At 63.8% G+C, this 20,885-nt stretch carries 18 protein-coding genes; 7 read left to right on the top strand and 11 right to left on the bottom strand.

Translation table 11 applies throughout. The features are described 5' to 3' along the window. Positions 1-135: 135 nt before the first annotated feature. The gene (locus ACLEJR_RS22520) at positions 136-690 is read left to right on the top strand and encodes a DinB family protein (protein ID WP_440816590.1); all 555 of its coding nucleotides are present in this window, start codon (positions 136-138) and stop codon (positions 688-690) included. Positions 691-758: 68 nt separating this feature from the next. Here ACLEJR_RS22520 and ACLEJR_RS22525 read toward each other — a convergent pair whose 3' ends face one another. From ACLEJR_RS22525 to ACLEJR_RS22545, 5 genes are all read right to left on the bottom strand, one after another. Next, the gene (locus ACLEJR_RS22525) at positions 759-1,823 is read right to left on the bottom strand and encodes a 2,3-butanediol dehydrogenase (protein WP_440793542.1); all 1,065 of its coding nucleotides are present in this window, start codon (positions 1,821-1,823) and stop codon (positions 759-761) included. 84 nt (positions 1,824-1,907) lie between these two features. Further along, complete coding sequence (locus ACLEJR_RS22530; RefSeq protein WP_440793253.1) at positions 1,908-3,020, bottom strand: acetoin dehydrogenase dihydrolipoyllysine-residue acetyltransferase subunit; 1,113 nt, start codon at positions 3,018-3,020, stop codon at positions 1,908-1,910. Further along, on the bottom strand, positions 3,020-4,036 hold the full coding sequence (locus ACLEJR_RS22535) for an alpha-ketoacid dehydrogenase subunit beta (RefSeq protein ID WP_440816593.1): 1,017 nt from the start codon (positions 4,034-4,036) through the stop codon (positions 3,020-3,022). The genes ACLEJR_RS22530 and ACLEJR_RS22535 overlap by 1 nt, the downstream gene beginning before the upstream one ends. A gap of 34 nt (positions 4,037-4,070) precedes the next feature. Beyond that, positions 4,071-5,048, bottom strand: a complete 978-nt coding sequence (locus ACLEJR_RS22540) for a thiamine pyrophosphate-dependent dehydrogenase E1 component subunit alpha (RefSeq protein WP_440793256.1) — start codon at positions 5,046-5,048, stop codon at positions 4,071-4,073. A gap of 3 nt (positions 5,049-5,051) precedes the next feature. After that, a complete protein-coding gene (locus ACLEJR_RS22545; protein ID WP_440816594.1) occupies positions 5,052-6,122 on the bottom strand; it encodes an ATP-NAD kinase family protein in 1,071 nt (356 codons plus the stop codon). Between the two features lie 340 nt (positions 6,123-6,462). On the opposite strand from ACLEJR_RS22545, the gene ACLEJR_RS22550 reads away from it, so the two are divergent. After that, entirely contained in the window at positions 6,463-8,328 is a 1,866-nt protein-coding gene (locus ACLEJR_RS22550) for a sigma-54-dependent Fis family transcriptional regulator (protein WP_440793260.1), read from the top strand. Positions 8,329-8,337: 9 nt separating this feature from the next. Here the strand turns inward: ACLEJR_RS22550 and ACLEJR_RS22555 are convergent, their stop codons facing one another. The 3 genes from ACLEJR_RS22555 to ACLEJR_RS22565 all read right to left on the bottom strand — a co-directional run bounded on the left by ACLEJR_RS22555 (position 8,338) and on the right by ACLEJR_RS22565 (position 10,528). Next, entirely contained in the window at positions 8,338-8,667 is a 330-nt protein-coding gene (locus tag ACLEJR_RS22555) for a hypothetical protein (RefSeq protein ID WP_440793262.1), read from the bottom strand. Positions 8,668-8,865: 198 nt separating this feature from the next. After that, positions 8,866-10,077, bottom strand: coding sequence for a cytochrome c biogenesis protein DipZ (locus ACLEJR_RS22560; RefSeq protein ID WP_440816595.1), 1,212 nt, complete (start codon positions 10,075-10,077; stop codon positions 8,866-8,868). 187 nt (positions 10,078-10,264) lie between these two features. Beyond that, positions 10,265-10,528 carry a DUF2790 domain-containing protein gene (locus ACLEJR_RS22565; RefSeq protein ID WP_440816661.1) on the bottom strand — a complete coding sequence of 88 codons (264 nt, stop codon included), beginning with the start codon at positions 10,526-10,528 and terminating at the stop codon, positions 10,265-10,267. A 226-nt stretch (positions 10,529-10,754) separates the two neighbouring features. On the opposite strand from ACLEJR_RS22565, the gene ACLEJR_RS22570 reads away from it, so the two are divergent. The 3 genes from ACLEJR_RS22570 to ACLEJR_RS22580 all read left to right on the top strand — a co-directional run bounded on the left by ACLEJR_RS22570 (position 10,755) and on the right by ACLEJR_RS22580 (position 13,615). Then, positions 10,755-11,495 carry a response regulator gene (locus ACLEJR_RS22570; protein WP_003202589.1) on the top strand — a complete coding sequence of 247 codons (741 nt, stop codon included), beginning with the start codon at positions 10,755-10,757 and terminating at the stop codon, positions 11,493-11,495. Then, positions 11,492-12,814, top strand: a complete 1,323-nt coding sequence (locus ACLEJR_RS22575; protein ID WP_440816596.1) for an ATP-binding protein — start codon at positions 11,492-11,494, stop codon at positions 12,812-12,814. Before ACLEJR_RS22570 ends, ACLEJR_RS22575 begins: the two co-directional genes overlap by 4 nt. Positions 12,815-13,108: 294 nt before the next feature. Further along, on the top strand, positions 13,109-13,615 hold the full coding sequence (locus ACLEJR_RS22580; protein ID WP_440816598.1) for an HvfX family Cu-binding RiPP maturation protein: 507 nt from the start codon (positions 13,109-13,111) through the stop codon (positions 13,613-13,615). A 138-nt stretch (positions 13,616-13,753) separates the two neighbouring features. Here the strand turns inward: ACLEJR_RS22580 and ACLEJR_RS22585 are convergent, their stop codons facing one another. The 3 genes from ACLEJR_RS22585 to ACLEJR_RS22595 form a co-directional block, all read right to left on the bottom strand. After that, on the bottom strand, positions 13,754-14,515 hold the full coding sequence (locus ACLEJR_RS22585; RefSeq protein WP_440816600.1) for an HvfC family RiPP maturation protein: 762 nt from the start codon (positions 14,513-14,515) through the stop codon (positions 13,754-13,756). After that, a complete protein-coding gene (locus ACLEJR_RS22590; RefSeq protein WP_440816603.1) occupies positions 14,508-15,356 on the bottom strand; it encodes an HvfB family MNIO-type RiPP peptide maturase in 849 nt (282 codons plus the stop codon). Before ACLEJR_RS22590 ends, ACLEJR_RS22585 begins: the two co-directional genes overlap by 8 nt. 217 nt (positions 15,357-15,573) lie before the next feature. Further along, positions 15,574-15,960, bottom strand: a complete 387-nt coding sequence (locus ACLEJR_RS22595; RefSeq protein WP_440793277.1) for an HvfA family oxazolone/thioamide-modified RiPP metallophore — start codon at positions 15,958-15,960, stop codon at positions 15,574-15,576. 281 nt (positions 15,961-16,241) lie between these two features. Between ACLEJR_RS22595 and ACLEJR_RS22600 the strand changes: the two genes are divergently transcribed. Both ACLEJR_RS22600 and ACLEJR_RS22605 read left to right on the top strand, forming a co-directional pair. Then, positions 16,242-18,041: a thiamine pyrophosphate-requiring protein gene (locus ACLEJR_RS22600; protein WP_440816604.1), complete on the top strand. Its 1,800-nt coding sequence runs from the start codon at positions 16,242-16,244 to the stop codon at positions 18,039-18,041. 214 nt (positions 18,042-18,255) lie between these two features. Further along, positions 18,256-20,829 (top strand): bifunctional diguanylate cyclase/phosphodiesterase, encoded by a 2,574-nt coding sequence (locus tag ACLEJR_RS22605; protein ID WP_440793281.1) that lies wholly within the window; start codon positions 18,256-18,258, stop codon positions 20,827-20,829. Positions 20,830-20,885 lie beyond the last annotated feature (56 nt).

Consider the following 20,885-nt stretch of genomic DNA (forward strand, 5'->3'; position numbering starts at 1 on the left):
AATCTGTCCTGGCTGCGATTGCTCGGCACACCCCGGCCAATGTGGGAGCGAGCCTGCTCGCGATAACGGTCCACCCGGGACCGGCTATGCTGAGTGCAACGGCTCGCTTTCACACATTTGCAACACAGGCTCCCCATGAACTATTTCCTGGCGCAGGCCCTGAACAACCAATGGGCCAATCATCGGCTGCTCAACGCCTGCGCGCAGTTGAGCGAGGCCCAATACCTGGCCCCTCGCACAGGCTTCTTCCCTTCGATCCAGGGTACGCTCTGCCACATCCTCGAAGTGGACCGTTATTACCTGACTGCCCTGGAAGGCGATCGTGAAGGCCAGGACCAGGATTTTTCCCAGACCCTGGCCTTTGCCTCGCTCATGCAGCACCAGACCCGAACCGATCGGCGCCTGGTGACGTTCTGTCAATCGCTACGGGAGCAAGACCTCGCCCGGAAGGTGGACCTGGTACGGGTCGACGGCGTAGTACAGGAACGTATCGACCGGCTCCTGCTGCACCTGTTCGAACATCAGATTCATCACCGCGGCCAGGTCCATGGCATGCTCAGCGGCACGGATGTCCCGCCACCCCAGCTCGACGAGTTTTTCCTCGACTGTGATCGGCGGTTTCGTGAGAAAGAAGAACAGGCATTACAGCTCAGCGCCCCGTACGTCTGGCGCGGTTTTCTATTGGATTGAAGCGATAGCGCTTGGAAAAAATGCGATGACCGCTACCGGTCATCGCCAATCGCCCACGTCGGGCGCCCTCAGATTCGTGCGGGGGACACGATGATTTTCACGTTGTGTTCCTTGTTATTGACCAGTTCCTCGAACCCCTGCCCGACGATTTCCTCCAGCTGGATACGCCCGGTCACCAGCGGCGAGATATCCAGGCGCCCGTCGGCGATGAAGGCGATCACGTCGGCGAATTCGCCGTTGTAGGCCAGCGCGCCGAGTACCTGCTTCTCGGTGGATACCAGCTCGAAGAAGTTGAACTGGCTGGCCTCCTCGAAAATACCCACCAGCACGCACTTGCCAGCCTTGCGGATCAGGTCGATGGCCAGTTTGGCGGTGTGTTTGTTGCCGATGCACTCGAAGCTGACATCGGCTCCCAGGCCGCCGGTCAGGCGCCGTACTTCGGCCAGCGCGTCGCAGTCGTTCGGATCGATCACATGGCTGGCGCCGACTTCCAGGGCCTTGGCCTTGCGCGCGCCGGACATTTCCAGCGCGATCACCTGGGCCGCGCCGGCGGCCTTGGCGCACATGATGGTGCACAGGCCAATCGTACCGGCGCCGACCACCACCACGTTCTGGCCCAGCAGGCTGCCGGCCTTTTTCACCGCGTGCATGCCCACCGCCAACGGTTCGATCAGCGCACCGGCCTCCGCCGGGAAACCGGCCGGCAACTTGTAGAGCAGGTTGGCCGGGACGTTGACCAGTTCGGCAAACGCGCCGTTGTTCATCAACCCGGTGAACGCCAGGTTTTCGCAGATGTTGTACAAGCCATGGGTGCAGTAGTAACAGGTGCCGCAGTGTTGGCAAGCGTCGGCCGCCACCGGCTCGCCGACACTGAACCCCTCGACACCGGCGCCCAGCTCGACGATTTCGCCGCAGAACTCATGACCGAGGATGCACTGGCCCTTGATCCCGGTCAGCGGGTGCGGTGCGTCTACCGGAATGAACACCGGCCCGGCCACGTATTCATGCAGGTCGGAGCCGCAGATGCCGCACCACTGCACGCGGATCTGCACCCAACCGGCGGGCGGCGTAACGGGCAGCGGTACGTCTTCGACGCGGATGTCGTTGCGGCCGTGCCAGACAGCGGCCCGCATGCTGCGGGTGGGCTTGATTGAAACGTTCATGACGTTGCCTCCAAATTTATGTAGGGGCGCCGAGCCTGCTCGCCGCCCACTCGATCAGTGCTGTTGGATGAATTCAAGGATCAGCCGGTTGACCTGCTCGGCCGCTTCCATCTGGACCATGTGCCCCTGGCCGGGAAGCACCTCGACCCGCGCCGCCAACCCATCGCTGTGGGCCGCCGGAATGATCGCGTCGTCGCTGCCCCAGATCACCAAGGCCGGAGCCTGGCCGGCCTGCACCACCTCGCGCAGGTCAGTCTGCTGGCGACCGTCGGCAAACAACGTCGCCGCCAACTGCTGGAGCGCCGCGTCCACGCCTTCCAGGCGCTTGTACTTGAGCATGTCGTCAAGCATCTGCCGGGTGACTAGCTCGGCGTTGGAGAACAGTTGCACCAGTTGCGGCTTGAGGGCATTACGGCTGGCGGCTTCGACGAAGCCTTGCAGATAACCGCCGTTGATCTCGGAGCCCAGGCCGGCACTGCCGATCAGCGTCAGGGAGCGCACCCGCTCGGGCGCCAGCCGTGCAGCATTCAATGAAACGGCGCCGCCCATGGAATGCCCGACCCAATGCGCGCCGTTGATATCCAGATGGTCGAGCAGGCCCAGCACCACCGTACTCAACTCATCCAGGTCACCGCGCTGCAAGGTCTTGCCGGATTCGCCGTGCCCCGGCAAGTCCAAGGCAACGACCCGCCGCCCGGCCGCCAGCGCCTCGTGGTTGAACAGCCAGTTATTCAGGTCGCCACCAAACCCATGCACCAGCACCAACGGTGTGCCGCCTTCGCCGCGCTCGAAGTAGCGAATCACCCGGCCGTCCAGCTCGATTTTCTGTGGTTTGGGGCCGCTGTCTTCGTCGGCGCTATCGCCGGGCACGAAGCAGGACTGGAACTGCTCGATCACCGCATCGATCTCGGCGTCGCTGGCCTCGCCTTCCACGACGATCCCAAGCAAGGCACCGACCGCCAGGGTTTCGTCCTGACGGGCGATCTGCCGGCGCAACACCCCGGAGAACGGCGCTTCGACACTGCTGGAGATCTTGTCGGTCTCCACGTCCATCACTTCGTCGCCCTTGGCAATGGCCTGGCCTTCTTCCTTGAGCCAGGCATCGACCCGGCCTTCGGTCATCGACAGGCCCCACTTGGGCATGGTCAGGGTATGAATCTGGCTCATCAGCGCTTGCTCCACTCAATCACGTCGAGCACGGCTTGTTCGATCTTCGCCGCGTCAGGGATGTACAGGTCTTCCAGAGAGTCGGAGAACGGCACCGGGGTATGGGGCGCGGTGACCATTTCAATCGGCGCCTTGAGTGCGCCAAAAGCTTTTTGCGCCACCAGCGCCGAAACGTCGGTGGCCATGGAGCAGCGCGGGTTGGCTTCGTCGATCACCACCAGGCGCCCGGTCTTTTCCACGCTTTCGAGGATGCTGTCCTCGTCCATCGGGCTGGTGGTGCGCAGGTCGATCACTTCACAATCGATGCCGCGCCCGGCCAGGCTGCGCGCCGCCTCCAGCGCGGTATTGACCAGCCGCCCGTACGACACGAGGGTCACGTCCTTGCCGTCGCGCAGGAAGTTGGCCTCGCCGAAGGGGATGGTATAGAGCTCCTCAGGCACCTCGCCCTGCATGCTGTAGAGCAACTTGTGCTCGCAGAAAATCACCGGGTCGTTATCGCGGATCGCCTGGATCAGCAGGCCCTTGGCGTCGTAAGGCGAGGATGGACAAACCACCTTGAGCCCGGGAATGTGCGTCCACAGCGACGTGAGCATCTGTGAGTGCTGGGCCGCGGCCCGCAAACCCGCGCCGACCATGGTGCGAATCACCAGCGGCGTGACGGCCTTGCCGCCGAACATGTAGCGAAACTTCGCCGCCTGGTTGAGGATCTGGTCCAGGCAGCAACCGGCGAAGTCGACGAACATCAGTTCGCACACCGGGCGCACGCCACAGGTCGCCGCACCGACTGCGGCACCGACGTAGCCGATTTCCGACAACGGCGTATCCAATACGCGCCCTGGAAACTGATCGTAAAGCCCCTTGGTGACGCCGAGCACACCGCCCCAGGCGTCGTTTTCGCCGGGCGCACCGGCTCCGCCCGCCACGTCCTCGCCCATGATGAACACGCTGGAGTCGCGGCGCATTTCCTGGGCCAGGGCCTCGTTGATTGCCTGCTGGTAGCTGATTTTTCTCGCCATGATGAAGTTCTCTTTTCTTGTTTTAGGAGGGCGTTCAGGGATAGGAGACGTAGACGTCGGTCAGCAGGTCCGCCGCCGTGGGCTTGGGGTCGGCCTTGGCCTTGTACACCGCGTTTTCGATCAGCAGCTCCACCTCCTTGTCGATCTGGTCCAGCTGCTCGACCGAGAGCAGTCCGGCCCGGGTGGTGCGCTCGCGGAACTGCATCAGGCAGTCCTGGTGCTCGCGGAAATGCTTGACCTCATCCGGTGCCCGGTAGGTCTGGGCATCGCCTTCGAAGTGGCCGTAGTAACGGGTCAGCTTGACCTCGATCAGCGACGGCCCCTCCCCCGCCCGGGCGCGCTCGACCGCCGCCCCGGCGGCTTCGTGGACGGCGAAGAAATCGAAACCGTCCACCGTGACGCCCGGCATGCCGAACCCGGCGGCGCGGTCGGCGATGTGGTCGCAGGCCACCGACCAGTTGGACGCGGTGGCTTCGGCATAACCATTGTTCTCGGCGACGAAAAGGCATGGCAGGTTCCACACCGAGGCCATGTTCATCGCTTCGAACACCGCACCCTCGTTGGAGCCGCCGTCGCCGAAGAACACCACCGCGACGCTGTCGGTGCCCTTGAGCCGGGCCGCCAACGCGGCGCCTACCACCAGGGGCGCACCGGCCCCGACGATGCCGTTGGCACCGAGCATGCCTTTCTCAAGATCAGCGATGTGCATCGAACCGCCCTTGCCCTGGCAGACGCCGGTTTTCTTGCCGTAGATCTCGGCCATCATTCCGTAGACGTCCACGCCCTTGGCGATACAGTGCCCGTGGCCACGGTGGTTGGAGGCGATGCAATCGTCATCCCCCAGGTGGGCCATGACGCCAGCGGCTGAGGCTTCTTCACCGGCATACAAGTGGACGAAGCCGGGAATCTCGCCGGTGGCGAACTCCACGTGCAGGCGCTCTTCGAAGGCGCGGATGGTGCGCATCACCTGATAGGCGTGCAGCAGTTGATCGTGGGTCAGGGTTGTCGACATTTTTTATTCTCCAGGGGTGTCTTGAAGATTGAGAGGGTGTTGCGGGTGTTCACGGCCGATGGCCAGCAAGCGCTGTTGCGCGGCGTAGGCCAGCACGGCGTTGACATCGATGCTCAGCGGGCCGCCGGCATCGAGGGTGACCGTGGGGCGGTCATGGACGTTGAATTCGATTTCCCGCTCGCCATCCAGCGCCAACGTGCCGCAAGGCAGCGACAGGCCATGGGCGACACCCGGTTCAAGGGGGCCGGCGGCGAGCACGCCACAGCCTTGCAACAGGCCGGGGGCCAGCGGGACCAGCAGCGCTTCGGGGGATTGCGGGTCCAGGCGCATCCAGGCCCCGCCCGGTGCCTGGCGCGGCACCGGGAACCACAGGCCGCACAGCGCCGACAGGCCAATGGATTGCGGCTCGGCGAAGGTCACGAACACCTCGGCCAGGTCCTGTGCCCGGCTGATCGCCCGGGCGCCGACGAAGCGCAGCGGTGAGACGGCAACATCCACCAAGGCCACTTCGCGCATGCCGCGGGCGGCATCGCAGACCAGCAGCCGCTTGTTGCGCCGCAAACCGATCTGCGCCGGGATCCGACCGCTGGCATACAAGCCGCCGGCCAACCCGGCGCTGGTGGCCTCGCGCAGTTCCGGGAAGGCGTTGTTGGTGCCGGTGGACAGCGTCAGCAACGGGATGTCGCCGACTTCAGCGGCCACCGCTTTGTGGGTGCCATCACCGCCGAGCACCGCGATCAGCGCCACCTCGCGCTCGGCCATCAAGCGTGCGGCGCTGCGGGTGTCTTCCACGGTCTGGCGCAGGGTCAGGTCAAGAAACTCCAGAGTCGGCCAGTGGCTGCTGCGGGCCTGACGGCTGTGGCTGTTCTTCAGCACGGCGGCGGCCATGCCGATCATGTCGGTGGGCAACAAAACGTGTTCGATGCCGGTGGCACCGAAGGCCGCCAGCAAGCGCTGGATCACCGAGATCTTGTCGGTGCTGGAAAATAGCCCGGCATGGGCGGTCAGGCGCCGAACGTCACGCCCCGACGCGGGATTGGCGATGATGCCCACGGTCAGTGGCCGACGGCTCATGGCAGCACCGTGGATGGCGGGGAAAAACCCGGGCGAGCATTCATAAAGACCTCGTTTTTATTATTGGATGGCCCGTCGGGCGGGTTGAGGGGGATAGAGCAAGGGCAGTGCCAGAAGCTTCTGGAACCGCTGTAAGGCCCAGGCCAGAGCGCTCGCAACGAAACGGAGGTGACAGCGGATCTCGTCCCGGTGAGACGTGGCATGTCAGCCTGCACGAGCATCCGGCGAGACGCTGAGACGTGGCGTCTCACGATGGCTTGCCACCGCGCCAGGCTTGTCTGCACCCGGCGGACGGCGCTTAATGAGCGCACAACGACAAGAAGCTGAACCGGAGGCCCCTATGCTTTCCGCCCACTCCCGAGCCCATGTGGATTGCGTCAGTCGCGTGGTGAAAAACGCCGACCAGTTGCCACAGCTACCGGTGCCGGACCTGATCCTCGATTCCTGGCGCCGCTCCATGGAGCAGCACCACCTCGATCCCGGCTCGTTGCAGGGCCCGCGGATCCTGTCCGAGGACGTGCTCAAGCAATGCCGCGAGCGCTCCGAGCTGTTCCTCAATATCGCCAGCGAAGAAGTCGCCCGCCTTCATGGTCGGGTGCGCGATGCCGATTACTGCGTGCTGCTGACCGATGCCCAGGGCCAGACCATCGACTATCGGGTGGAAAGCGCCATTCGCAATGACTGCCGCAAGGCCGGACTGTACCTGGGCACTTGCTGGTCGGAGGGTGAAGAAGGCACCTGCGGGGTGGCGGCCGTGCTGACGGCCAAGGCGCCGGTAACGGTGCACAAGCGCGACCATTTCCGTGCGGCGTTCATCGGCCTGACCTGCTCTGCCGCGCCGGTCTTCGACCCACAAGGGCAATTGCTCGGAGTCCTGGACGTGTCGGCGGTGCGCTCGCCGGATGAACGCCGTTCGCAGCATCTGATCCGCCAGATGGTGGTGCAGAGCGCCCGGGAGATCGAACAGGCGTTCTTCATGAGCAGTGCCCAGGGCTACTGGGTGCTGCGCGCTCATCGCAATGCCGGCTACGTCGACAGCCAGCCGGACTTCCTGCTGGCCTGGGATGACGACGGCTGCCTGCAAGCGTTGAACCCGGCCGCCCGGCAGTTCCTGTTGCGGCACTACGGCCAGTTGCCGCAACACATCAGCCATGTGTTCGACCAGCAACTGCTGCACCGGGCCCGGGACGAGCGCCTTTATCCCCTCGATCACGCCCTGCACGGCCGCTTGAGCGCGCCGCGCCAGCGAGCCACCCCGCGCCCTCGGGCGGCCATGGCCCCGGCGGAGCTGGACCCGCGTCTGGCCGACAGCCTGCGCCTGGCGGTGCGGGTCAAGGACCGCAACCTGCCGGTGCTGATCCAGGGCGAAACCGGCGCCGGCAAGGAAGTCTTTGCCCGTCAGTTGCACCAGGCCAGCCAGCGCCGTGACCGCCCCTTCGTCGCGCTGAACTGCGCGGCCATCCCGGAGAGCCTGATCGAGAGCGAGTTGTTCGGCTATGTCGCCGGGGCGTTCACCGGGGCTTCGGCCAAGGGCATGCAAGGCTTGTTGCAGCAGGCCGATGGCGGGACGCTGTTCCTGGATGAAATCGGTGACATGCCGCTGGCCTTGCAGACCCGGCTGTTGCGGGTGCTGGCCGAGGGCGAGGTCGCGCCGCTGGGGGCTTCACGGCGCAAGGCGGTGGACATCCAGGTGATCTGCGCCACCCACCGCGACCTGGAGACCCTGGTGGCCGCCGGCGAGTTTCGCGAGGACTTGTACTTCCGCCTGGGCGGTGCGCGCTTTCAACTGCCCCCGCTGCGTGAGCGCACGGACCGATTGGCGTTGATCAATCGCATTCTGGCAGAAGAGTCGGCGCTGTGCGGCGCCGCGATACAACTGAGCGGCGCGGCCCTGGAATGCCTGCTCGGTTATTCCTGGCCGGGCAATGTGCGGCAACTGCGTCATGTGTTGCGCTACGCCTGCGCAGTGTGCGAAGCCAGCGTGATCCAGCTCAGCCACCTGCCCGAGTCGCTGCACAGTGCTGACGCAGCCGCTCAGTCGCCCGAACCGAGCGCCAGCCCGGAGCGCCAGGCACTGCTCGATGCCCTGGTGCGCCATCGCTGGAAGCCCACCGCCACGGCCCGGGCCCTGGGCATCTCCCGGGCGACCCTGTACCGACGGGTGCACCAGCATGGAATTCAGATGCCGGGCCGAAGCCCGGCTTGAAACCACGCTCTAGCGTTGCGCCAGCTCATGGCGCACGCACTGTTCGTAGTAGGTCTGCTTGACCGCCGCCGGCTTGAGGCGCGAGGCGCTGTTGTAGGTCTGCTCGGTGATGCCCAGGGCCGTCATGCGCATCCAGGGCCGGGGGAACTTGCGCACTTGTAGTTTCTTCCGGGCGCCGTAAAGGCTGATCCCGCCCAGCTTCGACGCCTGGGCACCCGCCGCGATGTCCGAACCCCAGCGGCAGATGGATTGCTGGTTCTGCGTCAGCGCCTTGGCCTGGGCCTCAAGCGCCACGCTGGTCAACAGAACTGTCGCCACGACCCACATAGAAACACGCATAGGTTTATCGCCCAACTTTCTGAAATAAAACAAGTTTGACGAGGTTCACAAAAGCAAGGGGCCAGCACGTTCCAGAAACAAACTGTGGCGAGGGAGCTTGCTCCCGCTGGGCTGCGCAGCAGCCCTATGGGTTCACCTGACACACCCCATTGAGGGCCGCTTCGCGGCCCAGCGGGAGCAAGCTCCCTCGCCACAGGGTTATGGGTTTGCCTTCGCCTCCTGCAACAACTGCTGGATCACCTGCTCCTGCTCACCATAGCGACCTTCGCCAAAGTGGCTGTAGCGCACCTGCCCCTTGGCATCGATGAAGTAATGGGCCGGCCAGTACTGGTTGTCGAAGGCGCGCCAGATTGCGTATTGGTTGTCGATGGCCACCGGGTAGTGAATATCCAGCTTGCGCACCTGTTCGCGGACGTTGTCGATGATCTTCTCGAAGCCGTATTCCGGGGTGTGGACGCCGATCACCACCAGCCCGTCCTTCTCGTATTTCTTCGCCCAATCGTTCACATAGGGCAGCGTGTGCTGGCAGTTGATGCAGTCATAGGTCCAGAAATCCACCAGCACCACCTTGCCCCGCAGTGACTCACTGCTCAGCGGCGGCGAGTTCAGCCACTGCACCGCGCCGTCCAGCGAGGGCATGGTGCCCTTGGATTCGAGGGTCGGCATCGAAGCCGCGCTGGCCTTGCTGACCACGTAGTCGATGGCTTTCGGTACTTTCTCCAGCAGGCTTTTTTCCAGGGTCGCCGAGCCTTGGGACGAGGTACTTGCCAGCAGACGATCATCGGCGCCCGTGCCGATGGCCACGGCGGCCAGCAGTACGACGGCGCCGCTGCCACGGCGCAACCAGGTAGTGACCGGCAGCGAGAGCTTCAGACGCCCGACCAGACCGCGTCCGGCAAAGATCAGCGTGCCCAGGGACAAGGCGCTGCCCAGCCCGTAGGCCAGCAACAACAGGCTAGTGCCGGCGTTGGCGCCTTGCAGCATGGCACCGGTCAGGATCACCCCGAGGATCGGCCCGGCGCACGGCGCCCAGAGCAGCCCGGTGGCCACGCCGATCAGCAGCGAGCCCAGCGGCCCGGCCATCTTCCCGGCGCCGGCATCGATGCGATTGCCCAGGCTGACCAGCGGCCGCGCCAGCCAGATCCCGACCTGACTGAACATCAGCGACAGGGCAAACAACACCATCACCACCAGCGCGACTTGCCGGCCGACACTGCTGGCACGCAACACCCACTCGCTGCTCACCACCGCCAGGCTCGAGACCAGGGCAAAGGTCAGCACCATGCCGACCAGAGTCAGCAACACCGACCGGCGCGAGCGGTCGGCGCGGGCGAACAGGAACGGTACAACCGGGAGAATACATGGGCTGAGGATCGTCAGGATCCCGCCGAGGAAAGCGATGAGAAGCATGGCAACACCTCAATGATTGATGGATTCGTGAACCCGCGAAGGCTTGCGTGGCGAGGGAGCTTGCTCCCGCTGGGCTGCTTAGCAGCCCCAACAACAGTCAACCAGGCATACCGAGGCGGCTGGCTTTGGGGTCGCTGCGCAACCCAGCGGGAGCAAGCTCCCTCGCCACGGCGCTGACACCTTGGTCTCAGTTACCGTCATTGCAATTGTCGGCAAACTTGCGGTAGTCCAGCTTCTGCTGGTGGCCTGCCGAGTCCAGGTAGGTCATGTGGGCGTTGACCACGCCGCAGGCCGGCTCCGGGTCTTCGGAAAGCGACAGCACCTTCTGGATATCCAGGTGGGTGCCGTAGCGATAGGTTTGCGCCTGGACGTTGCTCTCGGCCCGGGCCGACAGGGTGCAGATGTTCAGCGCGGCGAAAAGGCAAGCGGCGTAGATGGCTTTGGTGTTCATGGCGGTGTCCTCGTTCAATGGATGGTTTTCTGCCGAGGTCTGCCGTGGCGCCTCGATGGAAGCCATTGAACGTCCTTGAGGTATCGCGCCTGTATCGAGCCCGCTGGCTTTTTGCATCGCTGTGTATCCGCTACGCCCCAGATACACTGCAATACAAACCGTCGCGAGCCGGGCCGGACGGGGCCTGTAGACTGACCACAACGAAACGCCAAGAGGGCTGGACACCATGGATCATGTCGATCACGTGCTGATAGTGGATGACGATCGCGAGATCAGAGAACTGGTGGGCAACTACCTGAAGAAGAACGGCCTGCGCACCACCGTCGTCGCCGATGGCCGGCAGATGCGTGCGTTCCTGGAAACCACTCCGGTGGACCTGATCGTGCTGGACATCATGATGCCGGGGGACGACGGGCTGGTACTCTGCCGGGAACTGCGCGCCGGCAAGCACAAGGCCACCCCGGTGTTGATGCTCACCGCTCGCAACGACGAGACCGACCGCATCATCGGCCTGGAAATGGGCGCCGACGATTACCTGGTCAAGCCGTTCGCCGCCCGGGAACTGCTGGCGCGTATCAACGCGGTACTGCGCCGCACGCGCATGCTGCCGCCCAACCTGGTGGTTACCGAAAGCGGACGCCTGCTGGCGTTCGGCCGCTGGCGCCTGGACACCACCGCCCGCCACCTGCTGGACACCGACGGCACCATGGTTGCCCTGAGCGGCGCCGAGTACCGTTTGCTGCGAGTGTTCCTCGACCATCCGCAGCGAGTGCTCAACCGCGACCAACTGCTCAACCTGACCCAAGGCCGCGATGCCGACCTGTTCGATCGTTCCATCGATCTGCTGGTCAGTCGCTTGCGCCAGCGCCTGCTGGACGATGCACGGGAGCCGGCCTACATCAAGACCGTGCGCAGCGAAGGCTATGTGTTCTCACTGCCGGTGGAAATCCTCGAGGCTTCGGTATGAACCTTTCACTGCGCTGGCCGCGCACGCTCGCGTCGAGGCTGTCGCTGATCTTCCTGATCGGCCTGATCCTGGCCCAGGGTCTGTCCTTTGGGGCGCAGTATTACGAGCGCTACCAGACGGCAAAGACCACCATGCTCGGCAACCTGGAGACCGATGTCGCCACCTCCGTCGCGATCCTCGACCGCTTGCCCGCCGCCGAGCGCCAGGCCTGGCTGCCGAAACTGACCCGGCGCAACTACGGTTATCTGCTCGATGCAGGCCAGCCCGGCCAACCGATGCTCCCGGACGATGCGCCGGTGTCAGTGAGTTCGATCCAGGAGGCCCTCGGCCAGGCCTACGCCCTGACATTCACCGATATTCCCGGGCCGCAGAAACATTATCAGGCGCACTTGCGCCTGGCGGACGGCAACCCCCTGACCATCGACGTCCGTCCGGCGATGATGCCCCTCTCCCCCTGGCTGCCAGTGGTATTGCTGGGCCAGTTGGCGCTGTTGATCGGCTGCACCTGGCTGGCCGTCCGCATCGCCGTCAGTCCTCTGACCCGATTGGCCCAGGCGGTGGAAACCCTCGACCCGAACGCCCACAGCGTACGCCTGGAGGAACAGGGCCCCACCGAAGTGGTGCACGCCGCCAAGGCTTTCAACGCCATGCAGGACCGCATCGCCGCCTACCTCAAGGAGCGCATGCAGCTGCTGGCGGCGATTTCCCACGACCTGCAGACGCCCATCACACGCATGAAACTGCGCGCCGAATTCATGGACGAAGGTCTGGAGAAGGACAAGCTGTACAGCGATCTGGGCGAAATGGAGCACCTGGTGCGTGAAGGCGTGGCTTATGCCCGCAGTATCCATGGCGCCACCGAGGCCAGTTGCCGTCTGAACCTGGATGCCTTTCTCGACAGCCTGGTGTTCGACTATCAGGACACCGGCAAGGACGTGCAGTTGAGCGGGAAAAACGCGGCGGTCATCGACACCCGCCCCCATGCCTTGCGGCGGGTGCTGGTGAATCTGGTGGATAACGCTCTGAAGTTCGCCGGCGCGGCGCAGATCCAGGTGCAACTCGCCGACAACGGCCAGCTGAGCATCCAAGTGCTGGACCGTGGCCCAGGCATCAACGACCAGGAACTGGCCGAAGTGTTAAAGCCGTTTTACCGGGTGGAAAGCTCCCGTAACCGCGAAACCGGCGGCACCGGGCTGGGCCTGGCAATCGCCCAGCAACTGGCACTTGCCATGGGCGCCTCCCTGACCCTGAGCAACCGCGAAGGCGGCGGACTGTGTGCCGAACTGCGCCTGAACCGCGAGGCTCCTCACGCCCACTGAACACCCTCTTTTGTGGGAGCGAGCCTGCTCGCGATAGCGGTGTATCAGCCGGCATAGATATCGACTGACCGGACGCCATCGCGAGCAAGCTCGCTCCCACAGGGGGACGGCGGTGTACCTATCTTCCAGAACAACACAAAACACGGTGGTGGCTTTTGTATAGGTATGTGTCTGCCGGTACTCGGCTTACACAAGCTTGCGATAAGGCCCCGTTGAAGACACACCCTGCTTACACCCGCTTGAAAGACTCCCTGGTGTTCCCGGCGCAGAACGCCGGTTCCCAAGGAGATCAATATGTACCCCACCATCACCAATACCCTCAAAGCACTACACACCCCGCTCGATCACGCCGGCCCATGGCTCGCGCCCCTGGGCCTGCGGCTGTTCCTGGCTTGGGAGTTTTTCGAGTCCGGGCTGGAGAAATGGAACGGCAGCAACTGGTTCGCCGAGATCCAGTCGGCCTTCCCCTTCCCGTTCAATCATCTGCCGGCCAGTTGGAACTGGGAGCTGTCGATGTGGGCAGAGCTGGTCTGCGCCATTGCTCTGTTGATCGGCCTGGGAACGCGATTGTCGGCTCTGGTACTGGTCATCGTCACCGTGGTCGCCACCGCAGCGGTGCACTGGCCGGCAGACTGGTCGACCTTGAGCGAACTGGCGCAAGGGTATGCGATCAGCAATAAAGGCCATGGCAACTTCAAACTGCCACTGATCTACCTGGTGGCGCTGTTGCCGCTGCTGTTGCAGGGGGCTGGGAAATTGAGTGTGGATGCGCTGATAAAGAAAGGCCTGCACCGCCAATAACACGGCCAGACACAACCCCTGAGAAAAACACAACCCCCTGTGGGAGCGAGCCTGCTCGCGATAGCGGTGGGTCAGCAATATTATGATTGACTGACACTCCGCTATCGCGAGCAAGCTCGCTCCCACAGGTTGGGCGTTTCAGTTGGAGGATTGGGTGGAGATGCCAACCACCCCTTCTCCGTGCATCTTGCGCACCAGCGCCATCGCATCCTCCATGAATCCGAACGAGCTGACCCCGGCCTCCCGCGCCAACACCACCAGTTGCTCGCGCCCATCCAGCTCGGGAAACGCTTCGATGCGCTGCAACAACCGCCAGGCCAACGGGCTCAGTTCGGAAAAACGTACCTGGAACTGCGCGGTTCGCCGCACCAGTAGCAACGTTGGTTCGGACGGCGGCGTCGCCGGTTGATAGTGCGGCGCCAGCCGATGCACCGGCCATTGATAAGCCAGCGGCCAGGCCAGGGGCGAGAGGCGCAAGGGCTGGTCGAGCAACGACGCTTCGTCACCGGCAGGCAGCGATTCGGCGTCCGATTGCAGCAGCGCCATCTCAACCCACTCATAGTGCGCCAGCTCCGCCATGAATGGCGGCCAGTCCGGTGCCTGTACCGTGGCGAGATACCCGACGAACTCCTGGGCAATTTCACCGAACCTGGGCGTGGTACAGCGATGATCGCGCAGGAAGCCGCGCACGCAAGCGCGCCATTGGTCCTGCCCGAGCAGGCTGATCAATACCGGGAAAGTGCCGCTGAGCAGCGAGCGCATGTTCTCGAAAATCAGCTCGCGATACACCGCCGCTCGCGCCGGGTCCATATCGGCCGGGGCCGGGCAATGCTCAGGGTCACGCAAATAGCGGGTCAACGCCTGTTGCTGCTGATGCAGCGTCCGCGACGGCTCAACCATGGGCCACCGCCCGCCGCGGCTCGGCCTGCTGTTGTAACTGGCGGATGGTCTGCAGTTCGGCCACTAGGGCGGCATAGGGCGGGAAGTTGAAATCCCGTTCGAGCAAGGTCGGCTGGACGCCGAAACGCTCATAGGCGTGTGCGAGCAACGACCAGACCACCGGTTTGACCGGCGCGCCATGACTGTCGATTTTCAACGTCTCAGACTCGTCGTAGTGCCCGGCCACGTGCATCGCCACTACCCGGCCAGGCTCCAGGCCGTCGAGGAAGGCCTGGGGATCGAAGCCATGATTGATCGCGTTGACGTAAACGTTGTTGACGTCCAACAACAGGTCGCAATCGGCTTCGCGCAGGACCGCGCGGGTGAATTCCAGCTCGCTCATGTCCTGGCGAGGCGCCGCGTAGTAGGAAACGTTCTCCACCGCCAGGCGCCGGCCCAACACGTCCTGAGCCTGGCGAATACGGGCCGCCACGTGGTGCACCGCCTCTTCGGTAAAGGGCAACGGCAGCAGGTCGTACAGATGCCCCTCGTCACCGCAGTAACTCAAGTGTTCGCTGTACAACGGAACGTCAAAGCGCTCCAGAAAGCCGCGCACCTGCTTCAGGAATCCCAGGTCCAGCGGCGCCGGCCCGCCCAGGGACAGTGACAGGCCGTGGCACGACAACGGATAGCGTTCGGCCAGGGAGCGCAAAGCGGCGCCGTGAGGGCCGCCGATCCCGATCCAGTTTTCCGGAGCGACTTCGAGGAAATCAAAGTCCCCGACGGGAGCCTGGCGCAGCTCGTCGAGCAAGGCCCGGCGCAGGCCAAGCCCGGCGGATGAAGGGAAAAGGGTATTTGACATGGCACATCTCCTTGAAATGGCGATGTGGGGAGCCCTGCTCCGGCTTCCAAATACGCATCAAACCCCGTGGCGAGGGAGCTTGCTCCCGCTTGAGTGCGCAGCACTCACAACAATGGGACTGCCTCACAGCCCAGCGGGAACGAGCTCCCTCGCCACAGGGTTTGCTTAACGGCGTACATTCAGGCCGGTATAGATGACCATCTCCCCACGGGAGTAATCAGGACTCGATAGCCGCCCCACACTTACCCTCGCCACACTTGCCTTCAGCGGTTTTCGCCTGGGCGGACAGGTACTGCTTGGCTTCCGGCAGCGAGATACCGCCGTCGTGGTTGGCGTCGATCTTGTCGAATTCAGCCGCACGCTCCGGTGCGGCGGCGATGAACTCATCGCGCGACACCTTGCCGTCGTGGTTGGTATCGGTCTTGGCGAACTTGTCTTCGCCGCACTTGCCTTCGGCGGGCTTCTTCACGGTGTCCGCCGCAGCCAGGGTGTAGCCCTGCGCCAGGTCGTTCATGGTCAGGGCCGACGCGCTGGCGGACAGTCCGAGGCCACCGACCAGGGCCAGGCCAAGTGCAAGAGAAGAGGTGCGAGAGAAGTTGAGCATGGAGTATTCCTCGATTGATCAATTGCGCCAGTCACCCACATCGCAGGGTCGATGTCGGCTGGCTGGCGTAGTTAATCGTCGGTGTGTATCCGCGCTGTGTCGCAGGCACCGGCCTTCGTCAAGCAGGTGTATCCACGGCGCCCCGGTACACACTGCGATACAAGCCCGGCACCGCTGCGTGAAAAAATCGAAACCTTGGGCGGCGTGCGTCGGTCAAGTCCTTAAGCACGTCAACCGCGCAGGCCGCTCGACGCGGCGGCGCCGTCAAACGAGGGACAGACATGAGCATGACCGTCGGTGATTTTCTGGTGGAGCGCCTTTATGAATGGGGGGTGCGCCGCATCTATGGCTATCCGGGCGATGGCATCAACGGCGTGTTCGGCGCCTTGAACCGGGCCAATGGCAAGATCCGCTTCATTCAGGCCCGGCACGAGGAAATGGCCGCTTTCATGGCCAGCGCCCACGCCAAATTCACAGGTGAACTGGGCGTGTGCATCGCCACCTCGGGGCCTGGCGCGTCTCACTTGGTGACCGGGCTGTACGATGCGCGGCTGGACCACATGCCGGTGCTGGCGATCTGTGGTCAGCAGGCCCGCACGGCCCTGGGCGGCCATTACCAACAGGAACTGGACCTGGTCAGCCTGCTCAAGGACGTGGCCGGGGCATTCGTGCAGCAGGCCAGCGCGCCCTCCCAGGTGCGTCATCTGCTGGACCGTGCGGTGCGAACGGCGGTGGGCGAGCGCCGGGTGACGGCGCTGATCCTGCCCAACGATCTCCAGGAGTTGGCCTACACCGAGCCGCCGCGCCAGCACGGCACGGTGCATTCCGGCGTCGGCTATCGCAAACCCAAGGTGGTGCCCTACGAAGAAGACCTGCGCAAGGCTGCCGAGGTGTTGAACGCCGGCAAGAAAGTCGCGATCCTGGTCGGCGCTGGCGCGCTGCATGCCACTGACGAAGTGATCGCCATCGCCGACAAGCTCGGGGCCGGCGTGGCCAAGGCCCTGCTCGGCAAAGCCGCCGTGCCGGACGATCTGCCCTGGGTCACCGGCTCCATCGGCTTGCTGGGCACCGAACCCAGCGACAAGCTGATGGCCGGCTGCGACACGCTGCTGATGATCGGTTCCGGTTTCCCCTACGCCGAGTTCCTGCCCCCCGAAGGTCAGGCCCGTGGGGTGCAGATCGACATCCAGCCGGACATGCTCAGCCTGCGCTACCCCATGGAAGTCAGCCTGCATGGCGACAGCGTCGACACCCTGCGCGCCCTGCTGCCGCTGATCGAAGAAAAACCCGACCGCGCCTGGCGCAAGAAAATCGAGCAGTGGCGCGAGCGCTGGGACAAGACCCTGGAAAAACGCGCCCTGGTGTCGGCCAAGCCGATCAATCCGCAAAGGGTCACGTTCGAACTGTCGCCCCGCCTGCCCGATCGCGCCATCATCACCTGCGACTCCGGTTCCTGCGCCAACTGGTACGCCCGGGATATCCAGATCCGGCGCGGCATGATGTGCTCGTTGTCCGGTGGCCTGGCGTCCATGGGCGCCGCCGTGCCCTATGCCATTGCCGCCAAGTTCTGCCATCCGGACCGTCCGGTGGTCGCCCTGGTGGGCGATGGCGCCATGCAGATGAATAACATGGCCGAGTTGATCACCGTCGCCAAATACTGGCGCACCTGGGCCAATGGCAGCTGGATCTGCGCGGTGTTCAACAACCGCGACCTGAATCAGGTGACCTGGGAACAACGGGTCATGGAGGGCGACCCGAAATTTTCCGCTTCCCAGGACATTCCCGACGTGCCTTACCACCTGTTCGCCGAGTCCATCGGCCTGAAGGGCATCCTGGTGCTGCACGAAGACGATGTCGCCGGCGCCTGGGAGCAAGCGCTGGCAGCGGATCGTCCGGTGCTGATCGAATTTCGCACAGACCCCGACGTACCGCCCCTGCCACCGCACATCAAGCTGGAACAGGCGAAAAAATTCGCCTCGACCCTGCTCCAGGGCGACCCGAACGAGCGCGGCATCGTGGTGGAAACCGCCAAGCAGGTGCTCAGCAGCCTCCTGCCTGGCCAGCGCAAAGACAAGGACTGAAGCTGCAAACCCACCCCGTGGCGAGGGAGCTTGCTCGCGCTGGCCTGCAAAGCAGGCCCCCTTCTTGAGAAAGCTTCTTGAGAAAGCTTCGCACTCAAGCCAGGACAAGCCCCCTGCCACAGAATGATTTCGCCATCATGACTAAGTTAATCACCCCACCCGCCGATACAGGACATGTGCGGGTGAAATCGCTTTTTGCTGATGACTTATTTTTATGACTGACGATGCGGGCAACGATCCAACCGAGCTGCCTCCGGGCTCGCCAAGCCGAAGCTTCACCCGTCGGACCTTCCCGGCCATCATGTTGCTGCTGTTCGTCATGTCCGCACTGGCGATTGCCGTACTGCTCAACATCACCGAAGTCCAGGACCGCCGCGCCCGCGAGCAGAGCCTGTTCTTTGCCCAACGGGCGATCGACGGTATCCGTACCGGCATCGGTCGGGACCTGAGCGACTACTCCAAGTGGAGCGACGCCTACCGGCACCTGCACATCAAGATGGACAAAGACTGGGCCTACGATCAGGAAAACGTCGGCAGCAGCGTATTTTCGCTCTACGGCTACCAGGCAGTGTTTGTCATTTCCCCCACCGGCAAAACCGTCTATTCGGTCATCGACGGCGAGATGAGCGAAGTCGCTGCCCAGACCTGGCTGGCGGGTGATCTGCGGGCGCTGATGAAGAAAGCCCGCGCCCCGGAAAACCGCGACGAAGTGATTGTCGAGATGGCTCATCACAACGGCGCACCGGCATTCGTTGCCACCGCTGCCATCACCACCGGTACTGACAATAGCGTGCCCGAGATTCCCGGTCCGCCGAGTCTGTTGCTGTTCGTGAAAGTGCTCGATACCCCATCGCTGCAAAACCTGGCCCGCGACTTCGCCCTGCCCGATGCCCATATCGCCTGGTCCCCGGGCCCACCCGATACTGCCCAGGTGCTGCTGGACAATCTGACCCGGGAGGCGCTGACCTGGCGTCCGGCGACACCCGGCAATGACCTGCGCAAAGTCCTCTTGCCGTTGCTGGCCGTCGCTTTGCTGGTGCTGGCAGTCCTGGCTCTGGCCGTGTTGCGCCATGCGCTGGTCATGCTCCGCGCTCAGGAGCGTCAGTACGCCAGCCTGCTGGCGCACCGCAAGGCGTTGGAGCGCAGCGAAGAACGCTTCCGGGATATCGCCGAAGTATCGTCTGACTGGTTATGGGAGGTCGATTCGAACGGGACGCTGACTTATCTGTCGGAACGTTTCGAACAAGTCACCGGCTTCAATCCTGCCGATTGGCTGGGCAAGCCCCTGCACCGGTTGCTACATCCCCATGGCGGTTCGATCTCGATTGCCCAGTGGCTGCTCGGCGGAGCCAACAGCGCGTCCTCGACCCCACTGCTCTGCGAGTACACGGCGCGCAACCAACGCATCCGCACCTGCAAGCTTTCGGTTCGGGCCATCGAGGCCGGCACCCTGGGCTTTCGCGGCACCGCCACGGATATCACCGAGGAGCTGCGGGCGCTGGCGCAGATCAAGCACCTTTCCCTGCACGACCCGCTGACCGGGCTGGCGAACCGCAATCGCTTGTTCGATTGCCTGAGCGAACACCTCGATCCGGCCAATGGCGTGCCGTTGGCGGTGCTGAACCTGGACATGGACCGCTTCAAGCCGGTCAACGACTCCCTTGGGCATGCCGTGGGGGACAAGGTGCTCAAGGAGGTGGCACATATCCTTCAGCAGAATGTACGCAGCACCGACCTGGTGGCGCGCCTGGGCGGTGATGAGTTCGTCATCGTCATGCCCAACCCTGGCAAGGCACAGGATCTGGACCAGCTGTGCCAGCGCTTGATCGATTGCATGCAGCGGCCCATGCACCTGGGCGACAACACCTTGTACCTGGGCGTGAGCATCGGAGTGGCCTGGGCGCAGCCCGGTGATGAGCGCGCCGACGAACTGCTGCGCCATGCCGACATCGCCTTGTATGCGGCCAAGGCAGCCGGTCGCAACACCTGGCGGGTGTACGTAGAGGCCATGGGCAACGTCGCGCGCGACCGTCGGCGCTACGAACAGCAACTGCGTGATGCGATGCACCGGGACCAACTGGAACTGCGCTACCTGCCTCGTTTCGACATGAACGCCGAACAATTGCACGGCTTCGAAGCGCAAACGTTCTGGCACCACCCTGAAAAAGGCGAGCTGGGCGGGGCCGACTTCATCCCGATCGCCGAAGCGTCCGGGCAGTTGCAAGACCTGGGCACGTGGATGCTGATCAACGTGTGCGAAGAGGCGGCAACCTGGCCGGACACGGTGAATGTCTCCCTGGCGGTTTCCCCGAAGTGGTTCAGCAGCAGCTTTCTGCTCGAACAAGTGCAAACAGCCCTGGATGCGAGCAGCCTGGATCCGCACCGCCTGACACTGGAAGTGGCCGAGGGGATTCTGCTGACCGATCACAAGACCGTCGCCAATACCCTGCACGCCCTGAAAAAACTGGGCGTGCGGATCAACATCGACAAGTTCGGTACCAACATCGCATCCTTGCGTGAAGTCTTGAACCAGCCGTTCGACGGTATCCGCTTCGATCGCAACATCCTCGCGCAACTGGGCCTGGAGCAAGACCAGGAAGGCGTGCTGGCGATGATCCGGTTGAGTCGTAGCGTAGGGCTGACGGTCACTGCCGAAGGCATCGAGAACGCCCGCCAATACGGCCAGCTGCGCAGCGTCGCCTGCGACCATGTGCAAGGCCCCTACTTCGGCTCGGCCCTGGCCCGCTCGGAAATGGCCTCGTTCTTTACCACACCGCGGTGGTTGTAAGGCACACTCGAAGTATTCACAAACCGATAGACCGCCATCGCGAGCAGGCTCGCTCC

The sequence above is a fragment of the Pseudomonas sp. SMN5 genome, assembly GCF_052041925.1.
Classification (GTDB): domain Bacteria; phylum Pseudomonadota; class Gammaproteobacteria; order Pseudomonadales; family Pseudomonadaceae; genus Aquipseudomonas.